The organism is Tardiphaga sp. 42S5 (genome assembly GCF_034044155.1).
Taxonomy (GTDB): domain Bacteria; phylum Pseudomonadota; class Alphaproteobacteria; order Rhizobiales; family Xanthobacteraceae; genus Tardiphaga; species Tardiphaga robiniae.
Genome location: NZ_CP139027.1, coordinates 1,635,240 through 1,650,445 on the forward strand (window position 1 = coordinate 1,635,240; position 15,206 = coordinate 1,650,445).

The following is a 15,206-nucleotide window of genomic DNA, read 5'->3' on the forward strand; positions in this document are numbered from 1 at the left end:
ATTCCGTGGCGGGTCATACCGCCGTCGCAAAACGCTTATGGACCGATGCCGCACGATTCATCAACCCCGGCGGATGCAGTCGATTGTTCTGTGGATCGCGTTGTTTTGCTTCGAAAATTGCAGTGTTCGATGCGCTTCATGACAGTGCGGCTGTGCAAAAATATAATGCTAGATCGCGGCCTGCGAACTGTGTAGACGGACGTTCCTTTCGGGAGCGGCAATGTCGGTTTGTGGTCTGGATTTTGGGACGTCGAACACGACGCTCGGCACGGTCATCAATGATGTTCCGGTGCTGGCGGCGCTCGAAGACTATCATGTCACAATTCCGAGTGCGATCTTTTACAAGGCCGATACCGGCGCCTTCATCGGCCGCGAGGCGATTGAGGCCTATGTCGAGGGGGCGCCTGGCCGCCTGATGCGCAGCCTTAAATCCGTGCTTGGCACGTCGCTGATCGACGAGACGACGCGCGTCGGCCGCGAACGCGTCAGCTTCCGCAATGTCATCGCCTATTATCTCGGTGCGGTGAAGCGGCGTGCGGAACAGGCCACAGGGCTTGAACTCCGCCAGGTCGTCCATGGCCGTCCCGTCCATTTCGTCGACGACAATCCGGCGGGCGATGCCAAGGCCGAAGCTACGCTGCGCGCCATAGCGAAAGACGTCGGCTTCGAGGACGTCACGTTCCAGTTCGAGCCGATTGCCGCGGCGCTGGATTACGAGCGTCAGATCAATTCGGAGGAGATCGCGCTGATCGCCGATATCGGCGGCGGCACGTCGGATTTCTCCATCGTGCGCCTTTCGCCCGAGCGGCACCGTCATGCCGACCGCAAGGACGACATTCTCGCCAATGACGGCGTGCGCATCGGCGGTACCGATTTCGACAGACATCTCAGCCTCGGCGTGATCATGCCGCTGCTCGGCTATCGTTCGGCGATGAAGCGCGCGGGGCTCGATGTGCCGTCAGGCTATTTCCACGATCTGGCGACCTGGTCGAGCATCAACCGGATGTACGATTCCAAGGTCATGAACGAGGTGAGACAGGTGCGCTATGAGGCGCAGCAGCCGGAGCTGCTGGATCGCTTGGTGCGCGTACTGGACGAGCAGCGCGGCCACACACTGGCCATGGAAGTCGAGGGCGCCAAGATTGGCCTGTCCGACAAGCCGAAATCGAGTATCGCGCTGGACTGGATCGAGCCTGGCCTTGCCGCCGGCGTCGCCCGCAAGGAACTCGTCAGCCATACCCAATTGCTTGCCGATCGGATCACCGCGCGGATCAAGATCTGCCTGAACCAGGCCGGATTGAAGCCCGAAGCGATCGATGCGGTGTTCCTGACCGGCGGTTCGGTGCAGCTCGCCCATGTCCGCAAGGCGATCACGGCGGCCCTGCCGGCCGCCCGCGCCATCGATGGCGACACGTTCGGGGCCGTCGGCAAGGGTCTGACTGTCGAGGCGGCCCGGCGCTACGGGCAGGGTTAGACGCCGAGGGCCGGACAAGGCCCGAACGCCTTGTGGCTATGCGTGGCCGTCGCTTGATCCGGCGCCCGGCGCAGCCATATTAAGCCCATGGCGAAACTCTCGAATCGCGACAGGATTCTCACCGCAGGCCTCGCGGTCGTGCATGCGCGCGGCTATGCGGGGGCCAGCGTTCGCGACATCGTGCATGCCGCGGGCGTGCCGCAGGGTACCTTCACCAACCACTTTACCTCCAAGGAAGAATTCGGCCTCGAGATCATCGATCTCTATTTCGCCAAGGGTCGCGAACTGATGGCGCAGACGCTGCGCAATGAGGGCCTGTCGCCACTGGCGCGGTTGCGCGCCTATATCGATGCCAATGTGGCCCGGCTCACCGAAGACCAGATGTGCAATGGCTGCCTGTTCGGCAACTTCACGGCAGAAGCCAGCGACCACAGCGACCTCATTCGCGACCGGCTGCTGACGATCTTCGCCGATGTTCAGCAGAGTATTGCCGAATGCCTGACCTCCGCGGTGAAAGCCGGCGAGCTGCCGGCCGACTTCAAATGCGCGGAGGTTGCGGGTTTCATCGTCTCCTCGCTGCAGGGCGCCAACCTGCTGTCGAAAGCCGAACGCAGCCCGGCACCGATTGAGCGCTTCGCGCAGGTGCTGTTCACGCAGGTGCTGCGCTGAGCTGATTGCTGCTCTGCACAGACATTGCCGCTCCCCGGGTCTTTCGCTAAACCGTGCGACATGACAGCGCGGCCCGCAGAGGCCGTCGCCGACAACAAGCGACCGGGAGTGAACCATGAGCCAGACCGCCGTCGGCGCGCGTGCCACGCGCAGCGCAAAATCCGACATCGAAACCTCGACCATCCGCGCCATTTCCTGGCGGCTGATCCCGTTTCTGGTGCTGGCTTATTTCCTGGCCTATCTCGACCGCGTCAATCTTGGCTTCGCCGCGCTCACCATGAATGCTGAGCTGAATTTCTCGCCCACCGTTTTTGCGTGGGGCGCCGGCATCTTCTTCATCGGCTATTTCATTTTTGAAGTTCCCAGCAATATCGCGCTGGAGAAATTCGGCGCCAGCCGCTGGATCGCGCGCATCATGGTGAGCTGGGGCATCATCTCCGCACTGATGGCGATCGTCAGTGGCCCGTGGAGCTTCTACACGCTGCGCTTTCTGCTCGGTGTCGCCGAGGCCGGCTTCTTCCCCGGCATTATCCTCTATCTCACATACTGGTTTCCGGCCGAATATCGCGCGCGTTTCCTCGCCGCCTTCGCGATCGCGGTGCCCGTATCCACGGTGATTGGCGCGCCGATCTCCGGCATGCTGCTGGGGCTGGACGGTGTCATGGGCCTGAAGGGCTGGCAGTGGTTGTTCATCATCGAAGGGATTCCCTCAGTCATTCTCGGCGTCGTCACCTGGTTCTATCTCACCGACAAGCCTGAAAAGGCCGAATGGCTGACGCCCGACCAGAAGATGTGGCTGTCCGACAAGCTTGAAGGCGAGCGCCTCGCCAAGGAGAGCGCCCATGGCATGACACTGGGGCAGGCGCTGTCATCGCCGAAGGTACTGATGCTGAGCGTGATCTATTTCGGCTTTGTCGGCGCGCTTTATGGCATGCAGTTCTGGCTGCCGCAGATCGTGAAGGCGTTCGGCTTCACCAATCTGCAGACCGGTTTCGTCACCGCGATCCCCTATCTGTTCGGCTCCATTGCCATGGTGCTGTGGGCTCAGCATTCCGACAAGACCCGCGAACGCGTCTGGCATGTCGGCCTGCCGCTGCTGCTGACCGCCGTGGCGCTCGCGCTGTCCGGCATCTCCACCAATCCGACCCTGACCATGGTCGCGCTGACGGTCGCTGCGATCGGCGTGTTCTGCACCTTCGCACTGTTCTGGACGCTGCCGACCGCGTGGCTCAGCGGCACGGCGGCGGCCGGCGCCATCGCGCTGATCAATTCGATCGGCAATCTCGCCGGCTTCGGCGGTCCCTATCTGATCGGCTGGGTCAAGGAATTGACCGGCAGCACCTCGACCGGGCTTCTGGTCCTGGCGGCCATGCCGCTGGTCGCCGGTATTCTCGTGCTGGTCGGCAATCACGGGACAGCAACGGAGTTCGCAGCTACCGGCAAACCGGCGCGGGTGAAATAAGGCCGGGATGGGGTGCGGCAATCTGCCGAAATTGTGACCACTGACGAATATTGACATTCGTCAGTGGTCACGCCTAAGTTCCCTTCGAACATTCATTCGAAGGACGCTCGTGATGCTAGGCCACACCAAAGTCAGCGCTTCCCGCAAGCCATTCGCCGCTGCGCTCCTGCTGATCCCGGCCCTTGCTCTGGCCGGATGCGGCAAGAAAACCGAGGCGGAAGCCAAGCCAACCCGCCCCGTGCTGGTCGCGACTGTGCATTACGAGCCGGAATCGCCGCAGCGCAGTTTCGTCGGCACCATCCGCCCGCGGATCGAGACCGATATGGGCTTCCGGGTCACCGGCAAAGTCGCCAAGCGCCTTGTTGAGGTCGGCCAGAACGTCGAGATCGGACAGCCACTGGCTACGCTCGATGAGGTCGATCTGAAGCTGCAGGCCGAGCAGGCCGTCGCCGAACTCAACGCATCCACGGGCGTGCTGGCCAACGCCACTGCGGCCGAGGGCCGCGCCACCGAATTGCGCAGCAAGGGCTGGTCCACTCAGGCACAGCTCGATCAGGCCAAAGCCACGGGCGACGAAGCCCGGGCGCGTCTCAATCGCGCCGAACGCTCGGTCGAACTTACCAAGAACAGCCTCTCTTATGCGACGCTGATCGCCGACACCCGCGGCGTTGTCACCGCGACGCTGATCGATGCCGGTCAGGTCGTCGCCGCAGGGCAAGCCGCCATCCGTGTCGCGCGTTTCGGCGAGAAGGAGGCGGTGGTTTCCATTCCGGAAACGCTGGTTGGCCGCGCCAAGGAAGGCAAAGCCAGCGTGACGCTGTGGTCCGAGCCCGGCAAGCAATATGCCGCCAAGCTGCGTGAACTGGCGCCCAATGCCGACACCGCGACGCGCACTTATCTCGCCAAGTTCTCGCTGCCCGAGGCCGACGACAAGGTGTCGCTCGGCATGACGGCGACGCTGACGCTCTCCGATCCCGCCACCGAACGCGTTGCGCGCGTGCCGTTCTCGGCGCTGTTCAGTCAGGGCAACAACCCTTCGCTCTACGTCGTGAGCGCATCGGGCGACGTCGCGCTGCAGCCGGTCAAGGTGAAGTCCTATGAGAGCAACGACGTCATCATCTCAGGTGGCGTCGATGAAGGTGCCAAGATCGTGACACTGGGCGTGCAGAAGCTCGACCCGGCGCTGAAGGTTCACGTCGTCTCCGCATTGTCGTTTTAAGACGCTCGCATTCAAAGGACGAAGCCGATGCATCGCTTCAACCTCTCCGCCTGGGCCGTCGCTCATCCGGCACTGATTTTGTTTCTGATCATCGCGCTCGGTGTCGGCGGCTTCTTCTCTTACGAGAAGCTCGGCCGTGCCGAAGATCCATCTTTCACGGTGAAGGTCGTTAACGTCACGGCGATCTGGCCGGGGGCGACCGCCAAGGAAATGCAGGAGCAGGTTGCAGATCCCATCGAGAAGAAGATGCAGGAACTGCCTTACTTCGAAAAGGTGCAGACCTATTCGCAGCCGAACTTCACGGCGCTGCAGGTCACGTTCAGGGATAACGCGCCCGCCAAGGAAGTACCGTTCCTGTTCTATCTGCTGCGCAAGAAGCTCGCGGACGTGCAGGGCAGCCTGCCCGCCAATCTGATCGGGCCGACGGTCAATGACGAATTCAGCGACGTCGATTCCATTCTTTACATGATGACCGGGGACGGCGCCGATTTCAAACAGTTGAAGGTGGTCGCTGAAGGCCTGCGCCAGCGCCTGCTGAAGGTGAAGGGTGTCACCAAGGTCAATCTCTACGGCACCCAGGACGAGCGCATTTTCGTCGAATTTTCTCACGCCAAGCTGGCGACACTCGGCATTACGCCGCAGACGCTGTTCGACTCACTTGCCAAGCAGAACGCGATCCAGCCGGCGGGCACGGTGGAAACCTCGTCGCAGCGCGTGCCGCTGCGCGTTACCGGCGCGCTCGATGGCGTGAAGACGGTAGCGGAGACGCCGGTCGAGAGCAACGGACGCACGTTCCGCCTCGGCGATATCGCGACGGTGAGCCACGGCTTCGTCGATCCGCCGGATTTCAAGGTTCGGCAGAAGGGCCAATACGCACTCGGCATTGGCGTGGTGACGGCGAACGGCGCCAATATTCTCGAACTCGGCAAGGACGTCGAAAAGGCCAAGAACGAGTTCATGGTCGCCGTCCCGCAGGGCGTCAATGTCGAGCAGATCGCCGATCAGCCGCTGGTGGTCGAACACGCCGTTGGCGAATTCACGCACTCGTTCATCGAGGCCCTGGGGATCGTGCTGTTCGTCAGCTTCCTTGCGCTCGGCTGGCGCACCGGCATCGTGGTCGCACTGTCGGTGCCGTTGGTGCTTGGTATCGTCTTCATGGTCATGAATGCGATGGGCATGGACCTGCATCGCATCACGCTAGGTGCGTTGATTATCGCGCTCGGCCTCCTAGTCGACGACGCGATCATTGCGGTCGAGATGATGGTGGTGAAAATGGAGCAGGGCTGGGACCGCGTGCGCGCAGCGTCCTTCGCCTGGGAGTCCACGGCATTTCCGATGCTCACGGGCACGCTCATTACGGCCGTCGGCTTCCTACCGATCGGCTTTGCGAATTCCGCAGTGGGCGAATATGCCGGCGGCATTTTCTGGGTTGTGGCGATATCGCTGATCGCCTCGTGGTTCGTCGCGGTGATCTTCACGCCCTATATCGGCGTCAAGCTGCTGCCGAACTTTGCTGCCCACGGAAAGGCCAATCACGATCCGCATGCGGTCTATGAGACGCGCATGTATCGCGGGTTGCGCAGCGTCGTGCAGTGGTGCGTCACGCACCGCATCAAGGTGGTGGCTGCCACGGTCGGCATCTTCATCGCGGCGATCGTCGGTTTCGGCCATGTCCAGCAGCAGTTCTTCCCGCTGTCTGAGCGCCCCGAACTGTTCCTGCAGCTGCGCCTGCCGGAAGGCACGGCCTTTGGCGTTACCGAAAAGGCGGTCAAGGACGCCGAGAAGCTGCTCAAGGACGACAAGGACATCGCCACCTATACGGCCTATGTCGGCCGCGGCTCGCCGCGCTTCTGGCTCGGCCTCAATCCGCAGCTCCCGAACGAGGCCTTCGCCGAGATCGTGATTGTGTCCAAGGATGTCGAGGCACGTGAGCGCATCAAGTCCAAGATCGAGAAGGCCGTCGCCGATGGCCAGCTGCCGGAAGCACGCGTGCGCGTCGATCGCTTCAATTTCGGCCCGCCGGTCGGTTTCCCTGTCCAGTTCCGCGTCATCGGGCCGGATACCGCGACCGTGCGCGATATCGCCTACAGGGTGCGTGAGGTTATGCGCGCCAACAAGAATATGGTCGATCCGCAGCTCGACTGGAACGAGCAGACGCCTTCTCTCAGGCTGGTGGTCGACCAGGACCGCGCCCGCGCCCTCGGCTTGACGCCGCAGGAGTTGTCACAATCCCTGGCGATGCTGATCTCCGGCGCGTCGGTCACGAACGTGCGTGACGGTATCGAGAAAGTGGGTGTCGTTGCCCGTGCCGTTCCGTCGGAACGCCTCGATCTCGGCCGTGTGGGCGATCTCACCATCATCTCGCGCAACGGCGTTCCGGTGCCTTTGTCGCAGGTGGCAAAGATCGAATACGCCCATGAGGAGCCGATCCTCTGGCGCCGTAACCGCGACATGGCGATCACCGTGCGCGGCGACGTCGTCGATGGCGTGCAGCCCCCGGATGTCACCAACCAGATCTGGCCGCAGTTGCAGCAGATCCGCGACAGCCTGCAGCCGGCCTATCGCATTGAGATCGGCGGCGCGGTGGAAGAATCCAGCAAGGGCAATGCCTCGATCGCCGTGCTGTTTCCGCTGATGATGATCATCATGCTGACGCTGCTGATGGTGCAGTTGCAGAGCTTCTCGCGCCTGATCCTGGTGTTCCTGACGGCGCCGCTCGGTATCGTCGGCGCCTCGTTGGCGCTGAACGTCGCCAACAAGCCGTTCGGCTTCGTGGCACTGCTCGGCCTGATCGCGCTGGCGGGTATGATCATGCGCAACGCCGTTATTCTGGTGGATCAGATCGAAACCGACGTGCGGCACGGCCTGACCCGCCGCGAAGCCATCGTCGAGGCGACCGTGCGCCGTGCGCGTCCGGTCATCCTGACGGCGTTGGCCGCCATTTTGGCGATGATCCCGCTGTCGCGCTCAGCCTTCTGGGGCCCGATGGCGGTCACCATTATGGGGGGATTGTTTGTGGCGACGTTCTTGACGTTGTTGTATCTCCCGGGCCTCTATGCCCTATGGTTTCGCAAGAGCCTGGATGAACGCGGATCGGGTGAGGATGTGGATCATCACGCACCGCACCATCACGACAAGAAGCAGGCCTTTCCGCTTGCTGCCGAATAGCTAAAGACTGTTATCCGAGATGACTCTGATTTCTGAACACGTCGAAGCCGATATGCGAGGCCGCATCGTTGTGGTCGCGGAAAAGCTGTTTCGTGAAATCGGCTACCAGAAGACCACGGTCGCCGACATCGCGAAGGTGCTGCGAATGAGCCCGGCGAACGTCTATCGCTTCTTCGATTCGAAGAAGTCGATCATCGCGGCCGTGGCGCAGCGATTGATGGGGGAAGTTGAAGAGGCCGCTGGAGCGATTGCTGAAAATCCGCAGCCGGCCGCCGCGCGGCTCCGCGAACTGCTGACGTCGATCCATGAGATGAATGCCGAACGCTATGTCGGCGATGCCAAGCTGCATGAGATGGTCGCCATCGCCATGGAAGAGAGTTGGGATGTCTGCACTGCTCATATGGAGCGCATCACCGTTACCATCGGCGGTGTCATCGCGGACGGTGCTGCCAAGGGTGAGTTTCAGGCTCCGGACGTCGAATTGGCAGCCATGTGCGCCTGCACCGCCATGATGCGGTTCTTTCACCCGCAGATGATCGCGCAATGTGCGACGAAACCTGGCCCGACCCTGGACCAGATGATCGACTTCGTTCTTGCCGGGTTGGCCCCGCGGGGCTAGACGATCTCTCTGACGTCAATTCAGGGGATCTTCCGCGTGACCGCATTCGATCTGCATTCTTACGAGCCCGTCAACGGCCACGGCCTCAAGCACGATCCCTTCAATGCCATCATCGGTCCGCGTCCGATCGGGTGGGTCTCCTCCCGGGATGCCAATGGCCACGTTAATCTGGCGCCATACAGCTTCTTCAACGCCTTCAACTACACGCCGCCGCTGATCGGCTTTTCCAGCATCGGGATCAAGGACTCCGCCCGCAACATGCAGGCGACGAAGGAATTCGTCTGGAATTTGGCCACCATGGATCTGGCCAAGCAGATGAACGCCACGGCGGCGCATGTCGGCCCGGAAGTCGATGAATTCGAGATCGCCGGCCTGACGCCGGTGCCGAGCAAGCTGGTGAACGTACCTCGTGTCGGCGAAGCCCGCGTTGCTTTCGAGTGCAAGGTGACTCAGATCATCGAACTCAAGGGCGCGAACGGCGCTTCGGCCAACGCCTTCCTCACCATGGGTGAAGTCGTCGCCGTGCATATCGACAAGACCCTGATCGTGGATGGCGTGTACCAGACCGCATTGGCTGGCCCGATCCTGCGCGCCGGCCGCCGCGGCGACTATTTCCACATCAAGCAGGACGCCATGTTCGAGATGAACCGGCCGGACTGAGGCCGGCTATTCTTCCGGCATTTCGGTCGCGCGACCACTGGTCACGCGGCGGGAAATCGCCTTTCGGGAACCGTTGCGGTATCCTGTCGTTAATGATGGCTCGATGCTGTCAAATTTCGCTTGAATTTCAATGCGAAAGCTAAGGTGACACCGACACCGTCCCGCTAAGAGCGTCTGCCTTTTGGCGCCCGTGGTCCGCCCGGACTGCTGGTCGTCTCGATTGAGAGGAAGCCTCCATGAGCTCGTCCAGCTTGCGCCGTGATTATCTCACCAAGCCGATCTTTGGCTGGGCCAAGGGCGTGCTACCGAAAATGTCGGATACCGAGCGCGAGGCGCTGGAAGCCGGCGACGTCTGGTGGGATGCGGATCTGTTCACCGGCAATCCGAACTGGGCCAAGCTGCTCGCCGTCAAGCCGGCCACACTGACGGACGAAGAACAGGCCTTCATGACCGGGCCGGTGGATCGCCTCTGCGAGATGATCGACGACTGGAAGATCAATTGGGACTTGCGCGATCTGCCGCCGGACGTCTGGGAGTTCATCAAGCGCGAAAAGTTCTTCGGTATGATCATTCCGAAGGAATTCGGAGGTCTTGGCTTCTCGCCTTATGCGCATTCGGAAGTGGTGCGCAAGATTTCGTCGCGGTCGGTGGTCGCCGCCGTCACCGTGATGGTGCCCAACTCGCTCGGCCCCGGCGAACTGCTGATGAAATTCGGCACCGACGCGCAGCGCCAGCGCTGGCTGCCGCGCCTTGCCGATGGACGCGACATTCCCTGTTTCGGCCTCACCAGCCCGGAAGCGGGCTCGGACGCGGCCTCGATGATCGACAGCGGCATCATCTGCAAGGGCACGTTCGAAGGCCAGGAGGTTCTGGGCCTGCGCCTCAACTGGCACAAGCGCTACATCACGCTCGGCCCGGTCGCGACGCTGATCGGTCTCGCCTTCAAGGCCTATGACCCCGATCACCTCGTGGGCTCACAGGATGAGCTTGGCATCACGGTTGCGCTGATCCCGCATGATCTTCCGGGCGTCGAGATCGGCCAGCGCCATCTACCGTCGATGCAGGTGTTCCAGAACGGCCCGAACTGGGGCCGCGACGTTTTCATCCCGCTCGACTACATCATCGGCGGTCAGGAGCGGCTTGGTCAGGGTTGGAAGATGCTGATGTCGGCGCTCGCCGCCGGCCGTGGCATCTCATTGCCGTCCCTGTCTGCGGCCGGTGCCGCCTATGCCGCGCGCACCACTGGTGCCTATGCCCGCATCCGCGAACAGTTCAACATTTCGATCAGCAAGTTCGAAGGCATCGAGGAGCCGCTCGCCCGCATCGCCGGCACGGCCTATCTGCTCGATGCCGCACGGCGCCTGACCTCGGCGGCGCTCAATCAAGGCCATCATCCCGCGGTTATCTCCGGCATCATGAAGCTGCATGCCACCGAGCGTATGCGCCTGGCCATCGATGATGCCATGGACATCCATGGCGGCAAGGCTGTGATCGACGGACCGCAGAATTATATGGGCAATCTCTATCGCGCGGTGCCGGTCGGCATCACGGTGGAAGGTGCCAACATCCTGACGCGCAATCTCATCGTGTTCGGGCAGGGCGCCATCCGCGCGCATCCCTATTTGTTGCAGGAAATGAATGCGCTCGGCGATCCCGACAAGGCGAAGGGCTTAGAGGCCTTCGACACCGCGTTCTGGAAACATATCGGCCATAGCGTCACCACGCTTTTCCGCGCCTGGGGCCGCTGCTGGACCGGCGGGATATTTGCGCCGGCGCCAGACGCCGGCGAAGCCACACAGTTCTATCGCCAGCTCTCGCGTTATTCCTCGGCCTTCGCATTGTGCGCCGACATGGCATTGCTGACGCTGGGCGGAGCGTTGAAGCGCAAGGAAATGCTATCGGCGCGCTTCGGCGATATTCTCTCCGAGCTGTATCTACTCTCGGCAGTGCTGAAACGCTGGGAGGACGAAGGCCGCCAGCAGGACGACCTGCCGGCGCTTGAATGGTGTATGGCGTCCGGCTTCAAGACCATCGAAAACCGCTTTGCGGAGATTCTGGCTAACCTGCCGAACCGCTTTGTCGCCGGCATCCTCAAATTCATCGTGCAGCCATATGGTGCATCGGTGCTCGGGCCTTCGGATCGTGTGGTGCATCGCTGCGCACAGATGATCCTGGAGCCGTCGGCGACGCGCGATCGCCTGACGCCGGACCTTTCGCATGTTGACGACGATCGCGGGCTGGCGCGGCTGGAGAAGGCGTTCAAACTGGTGACATCGAGTGACGATATTGCCAAGCGCATCCGCACGGCAAAGCTCAAGAACTGGAAGGATGCAGTGGCACAGGGCGTCATCACTCAGGCCGAGGGCGAAAAGCTCGCCGCTGCGCAGGAAGCCGTCAAGCTGGTGATCGAGGTCGATCACTTCGCACCGGAAGAGCTGTCGCCCGGCTATAAGAAGTCCGATAACGTGCACCAGTTCTTCCAGGAACTTGGTGAGCAGCGGGCAGCAAGCTGATGGCAAGACTTTCATGACAAGACCAGTCTATATCGTCGACGGCAGCCGCACGCCGTTCCTGAAGGCGCGCAGCGGCCCCGGCCCGTTCACCCCTGTCGATCTCGCCGTGCAATGCGGACGCCCGCTGCTGGCACGGCAGCCATTTGCACCAAATGCCTTCGATCAGGTGATCCTCGGCTGCGTCAATGTCATCGCCGACGAGATGAATCCTGCGCGCGTCGCCGCGCTTCGGCTCGGTATGGGCGAGGCGATGGTGGCCTTCACCGTGCAGATCAATTGCGGCTCCGGCATGCAGTCGATCGACACCGGCTGTCGCTACATCCGCGAAGGCAATGCCGATCTGATCCTCGCTGGCGGCGCCGAAGCGCTCAGCCATGCGCCGCTGGTCTGGCCGCAGAACGGCGTGCGCTGGTTCGCCGGCCTCGCGATGGCCAAGGGTGTGCTCGGCAAGGTGGCGGCGATCGCCAAGGCCCGGCCGGCTTATTTCAAGCCGATCATCGGCCTCGAGCGCGGTCTCACCGATCCGATCACCGACCTCAATATGGGCCAGACCGCCGAGAAGGTCGGGCACCTGTTCGGCATCACGCGTGCGCAGGCCGATGCCTATGCCGTCGAAAGCCACAAGCGCCTTGCGCATGCGCAAGAACAGGGCTGGCTGAAGGGTGAGGTCGAAACCGCCTTCGATCGCAAGGGCAATTTCTACGACCACGATGACGGCGTCCGCGCGGATTCGTCGGTCGACAAGCTCGCGACACTGAAGCCGGTCTTCGAACGTCCGTGGGGGCAGGTCACCGCGGGCAATTCCTCGCAGATCACCGATGGTGCGTCATGGACGATCCTTGCGTCCGAAGACGCGGTGGCGAAACATGGTCTTACGCCGAAGGCGGTGATCGTCGACAGCCAGTGGTCTGCGCTCGATCCGTCGATCATGGGGCTCGGTCCGGTGTTGTCGTCGAACGATCTGTTGAAGCGCAACAACATGACGATTCAGGACATCGAGACCTGGGAGTTGAACGAAGCCTTCGCCACGCAGGTACTCGGCTGTCTCGCCGCCTGGAAGGACGAAAAATTCTGCCGCGAGGTGCTCGGCCTTGATGGCGCCGCCGGCGAGATCGATCGTGCCAGGCTCAATGTCGATGGCGGTGCGATCAGCCTCGGCCATCCCGTCGGCACGTCCGGCAACCGTATTGTGCTGCATCTCGTCAATGCGATGAAGCGGCTTGGCACCAAGCGGGGTATCGCTACCGAATGTATCGGCGGCGGCCTCGGTGGCGCGATGTTGATCGAGACGGTGTGAGGGCGTCATGGACAGCAAGATCATGGACGTTCTTGGGGATCGCGTGCTCGAACTCGGGCCGGCTCCCGACACATCGGGCGCTTATCGCCACTTCAAGCTGACGCGCGATGCCGATGGCATCGCGTGGCTGTTGTTTGACCGCGCCGATGCCAGCGCCAATACGCTGTCGGCTGTGGTGCTGGAAGAATTCGATCAGGTGCTGAACGCGCTGGAAGCTCAGCGCCCGACTGGCATCGTGGTTCGTTCGGCCAAGACTTCCGGCTTCATTGCCGGCGCCGACGTCAATGAATTTCGCGGCGCCAGCGACCCATTGGAAGTGGAAACGCAGATCAGCCGCGCTCATGCGGTGATTGATCGTTTCGAGGCGCTGAAGATCCCGACGGTGGCCGTCATTCACGGTTTCTGCCTGGGCGGCGGCCTCGAAGTGGCGCTGGCCTGCCAGATGCGCATCGCCATCGATGGTGCGCGCTTCGGTTTTCCGGAAGTCATGCTCGGCCTGCATCCAGGTTTGGGCGGCACGGCGCGCTTCACGCATCTGGTCAATCCGATACAGGCGATGCCGCTGATGCTGACCGGCAAGACCATAGACGCGCGCAAGGCGAAGGCGATCGGTCTTGTCGATGCGGTGACCGAGGAGCGCCATGTCCGTAACGCCGTGCGCGATGCGGTGTTCGGCAAGCTCAAGCGCGCCAAGCCGAGTGCGTTGATCCCGATCATGAACTTCTCGCCGATGCGCGGGATTCTCGCCTCGCGCATGGTCGCGGAGGCCAGCAAGGCTGCGCCGCGCGAGCACTATCCCGCACCTTATGCACTGATCGAGCTGTGGGAGAAGCACGGCGGCGACCGCGCGGCGATGCTCAATGCCGAGAAGGTGTCCTTCGCCCGGCTGATGGTGACGCCGACGGCGCAGAACCTGATTCGCGTCTTCTTCCTGCGCGAGCAGATGAAGAAGCTCGCCGGTGACGGCAACACCATCAAACATGTCCATGTCATCGGCGCCGGCGCCATGGGCGGTGACATCGCGGCGTGGTGCGCGCATCAGGACATCCGCGTCACGCTGGCCGATATGAAGCCCGAGCCGATCGCGGGCGCCATGAAGCGCGCCGCCGATCTCTACAGCAAGATCATCCGCAAGCGCACCGATCAGCGCGATACGCTGGATCGCCTGATCCCCGATATGGACGGTGACGGCGTACGCACTGCGGATCTCATCATCGAGGCGGTGTCGGAGAAGCTTGATCTCAAGCAGAAGGTCTATGCCGGGATCGAGCCGCGCATGAAGCCGGATGCGATCCTCGCCACCAATACATCGAGCATTCCGCTGCAGGATCTGCGCAGCACGCTGGCGCGGCCGGAGCGGCTGCTCGGCCTGCACTTCTTCAATCCGGTGTCGCGCCTGCAGCTTGTCGAGGTCGTCAGCCATGACGGCGTCGATGCGGAGATGCTGAAGAAGGCCACGGCCTTTGTGGGCGCGATCGATCGCCTGCCGCTGCCGGTGAAGAGTTCGCCGGGTTTCCTCGTCAATCGCGCGCTCACGCCCTACATGCTCGAGGCGATGATGCTGATGGAGGAGAAAGTCGACAAGGAAACCATCGACGCCGCCGCCGAACAGTTCGGCATGCCGATGGGGCCCATCGAACTGGCCGATCAGGTCGGCCTCGATATCTGCCTCGCGGTCGGCGACATGCTGCGCTCGAAATTTGGCGACCTGCTGCCACCGACGCCGGCCTGGCTCCGCGAGAAGGTCAACAAGGGCGAGCTCGGCAAGAAGACTGGCAAGGGCTTCTATACGTGGCGCGACGGCAAGGCCGAGAAGAGTTCCAGTGCGGTTGCCACCGCGCGTCCGACGCAGGAGATGATCGATCGCCTGGTGCTGCCGATGTCCAATGTCTGCGTCGCCTGTCTGCGCGAAGGCATCGTTGACAACCCCGATGTGGTCGATGGCGCAATGATCTTCGGCACCGGCTATGCGCCGTTCCGCGGCGGCCCGCTGAACTATGCGCGGACGCGTGGAACCGAGAATATCACCGCCACGCTGCGCACGCTGGCGGCCCGGTTCGGCGATCGCTTTGCGCCGGATGCCGGCTGGGAAACCTTTAAATGATGACTCAATTTGCGGCAGGCT

Annotated in this window: 10 protein-coding genes; all 10 read left to right on the plus strand. The window is 62.3% G+C overall.

Features of this window, described 5'->3' with window-relative positions:
* The first annotated feature begins 220 nt into the window (after window positions 1-220).
* The 10 genes from SFY93_RS07635 (at window position 221) to SFY93_RS07680 (ending at window position 15,185) form a co-directional block, all read left to right on the plus strand.
* Complete coding sequence (locus tag SFY93_RS07635) at window positions 221-1,474, plus strand: Hsp70 family protein (RefSeq protein ID WP_320446628.1); 1,254 nt, start codon at window positions 221-223, stop codon at window positions 1,472-1,474.
* Window positions 1,475-1,561: 87 nt separating this feature from the next.
* Window positions 1,562-2,143, plus strand: coding sequence for a TetR/AcrR family transcriptional regulator (locus tag SFY93_RS07640; RefSeq protein WP_089262610.1), 582 nt, complete (start codon window positions 1,562-1,564; stop codon window positions 2,141-2,143).
* 115 nt (window positions 2,144-2,258) lie between these two features.
* Window positions 2,259-3,605 (plus strand): MFS transporter, encoded by a 1,347-nt coding sequence (locus tag SFY93_RS07645; RefSeq protein ID WP_089262608.1) that lies wholly within the window; start codon window positions 2,259-2,261, stop codon window positions 3,603-3,605.
* Window positions 3,606-3,717: 112 nt separating this feature from the next.
* Window positions 3,718-4,824: an efflux RND transporter periplasmic adaptor subunit gene (locus SFY93_RS07650; RefSeq protein ID WP_320446629.1), complete on the plus strand. Its 1,107-nt coding sequence runs from the start codon at window positions 3,718-3,720 to the stop codon at window positions 4,822-4,824.
* A gap of 27 nt (window positions 4,825-4,851) precedes the next feature.
* Entirely contained in the window at window positions 4,852-7,992 is a 3,141-nt protein-coding gene (locus tag SFY93_RS07655; protein WP_320446630.1) for an efflux RND transporter permease subunit, read from the plus strand.
* 19 nt (window positions 7,993-8,011) lie between these two features.
* Complete coding sequence (locus SFY93_RS07660) at window positions 8,012-8,611, plus strand: TetR/AcrR family transcriptional regulator (RefSeq protein WP_093759638.1); 600 nt, start codon at window positions 8,012-8,014, stop codon at window positions 8,609-8,611.
* 36 nt (window positions 8,612-8,647) lie between these two features.
* Window positions 8,648-9,271: a flavin reductase family protein gene (locus SFY93_RS07665; protein WP_089262600.1), complete on the plus strand. Its 624-nt coding sequence runs from the start codon at window positions 8,648-8,650 to the stop codon at window positions 9,269-9,271.
* A gap of 236 nt (window positions 9,272-9,507) precedes the next feature.
* Window positions 9,508-11,784: an acyl-CoA dehydrogenase gene (locus SFY93_RS07670; protein ID WP_320446631.1), complete on the plus strand. Its 2,277-nt coding sequence runs from the start codon at window positions 9,508-9,510 to the stop codon at window positions 11,782-11,784.
* A 13-nt stretch (window positions 11,785-11,797) separates the two neighbouring features.
* Window positions 11,798-13,081 carry an acetyl-CoA C-acetyltransferase gene (locus SFY93_RS07675; RefSeq protein WP_320446632.1) on the plus strand — a complete coding sequence of 428 codons (1,284 nt, stop codon included), beginning with the start codon at window positions 11,798-11,800 and terminating at the stop codon, window positions 13,079-13,081.
* 7 nt (window positions 13,082-13,088) lie between these two features.
* Window positions 13,089-15,185 carry a 3-hydroxyacyl-CoA dehydrogenase NAD-binding domain-containing protein gene (locus tag SFY93_RS07680; protein WP_320446633.1) on the plus strand — a complete coding sequence of 699 codons (2,097 nt, stop codon included), beginning with the start codon at window positions 13,089-13,091 and terminating at the stop codon, window positions 15,183-15,185.
* Window positions 15,186-15,206: the final 21 nt, after the last annotated feature.

Coding starts and splice junctions, on each gene's coding strand:
- SFY93_RS07635 (WP_320446628.1), top strand. CDS start 221: ATGTCGGTTTGTGGTCTGGATTTTGGGACGTCGAACACGACGCTCGGC.
- SFY93_RS07640 (WP_089262610.1), top strand. CDS start 1,562: ATGGCGAAACTCTCGAATCGCGACAGGATTCTCACCGCAGGCCTCGCG.
- SFY93_RS07645 (WP_089262608.1), top strand. CDS start 2,259: ATGAGCCAGACCGCCGTCGGCGCGCGTGCCACGCGCAGCGCAAAATCC.
- SFY93_RS07650 (WP_320446629.1), top strand. CDS start 3,718: ATGCTAGGCCACACCAAAGTCAGCGCTTCCCGCAAGCCATTCGCCGCT.
- SFY93_RS07655 (WP_320446630.1), top strand. CDS start 4,852: ATGCATCGCTTCAACCTCTCCGCCTGGGCCGTCGCTCATCCGGCACTG.
- SFY93_RS07660 (WP_093759638.1), top strand. CDS start 8,012: ATGACTCTGATTTCTGAACACGTCGAAGCCGATATGCGAGGCCGCATC.
- SFY93_RS07670 (WP_320446631.1), top strand. CDS start 9,508: ATGAGCTCGTCCAGCTTGCGCCGTGATTATCTCACCAAGCCGATCTTT.
- SFY93_RS07675 (WP_320446632.1), top strand. CDS start 11,798: ATGACAAGACCAGTCTATATCGTCGACGGCAGCCGCACGCCGTTCCTG.
- SFY93_RS07680 (WP_320446633.1), top strand. CDS start 13,089: ATGGACAGCAAGATCATGGACGTTCTTGGGGATCGCGTGCTCGAACTC.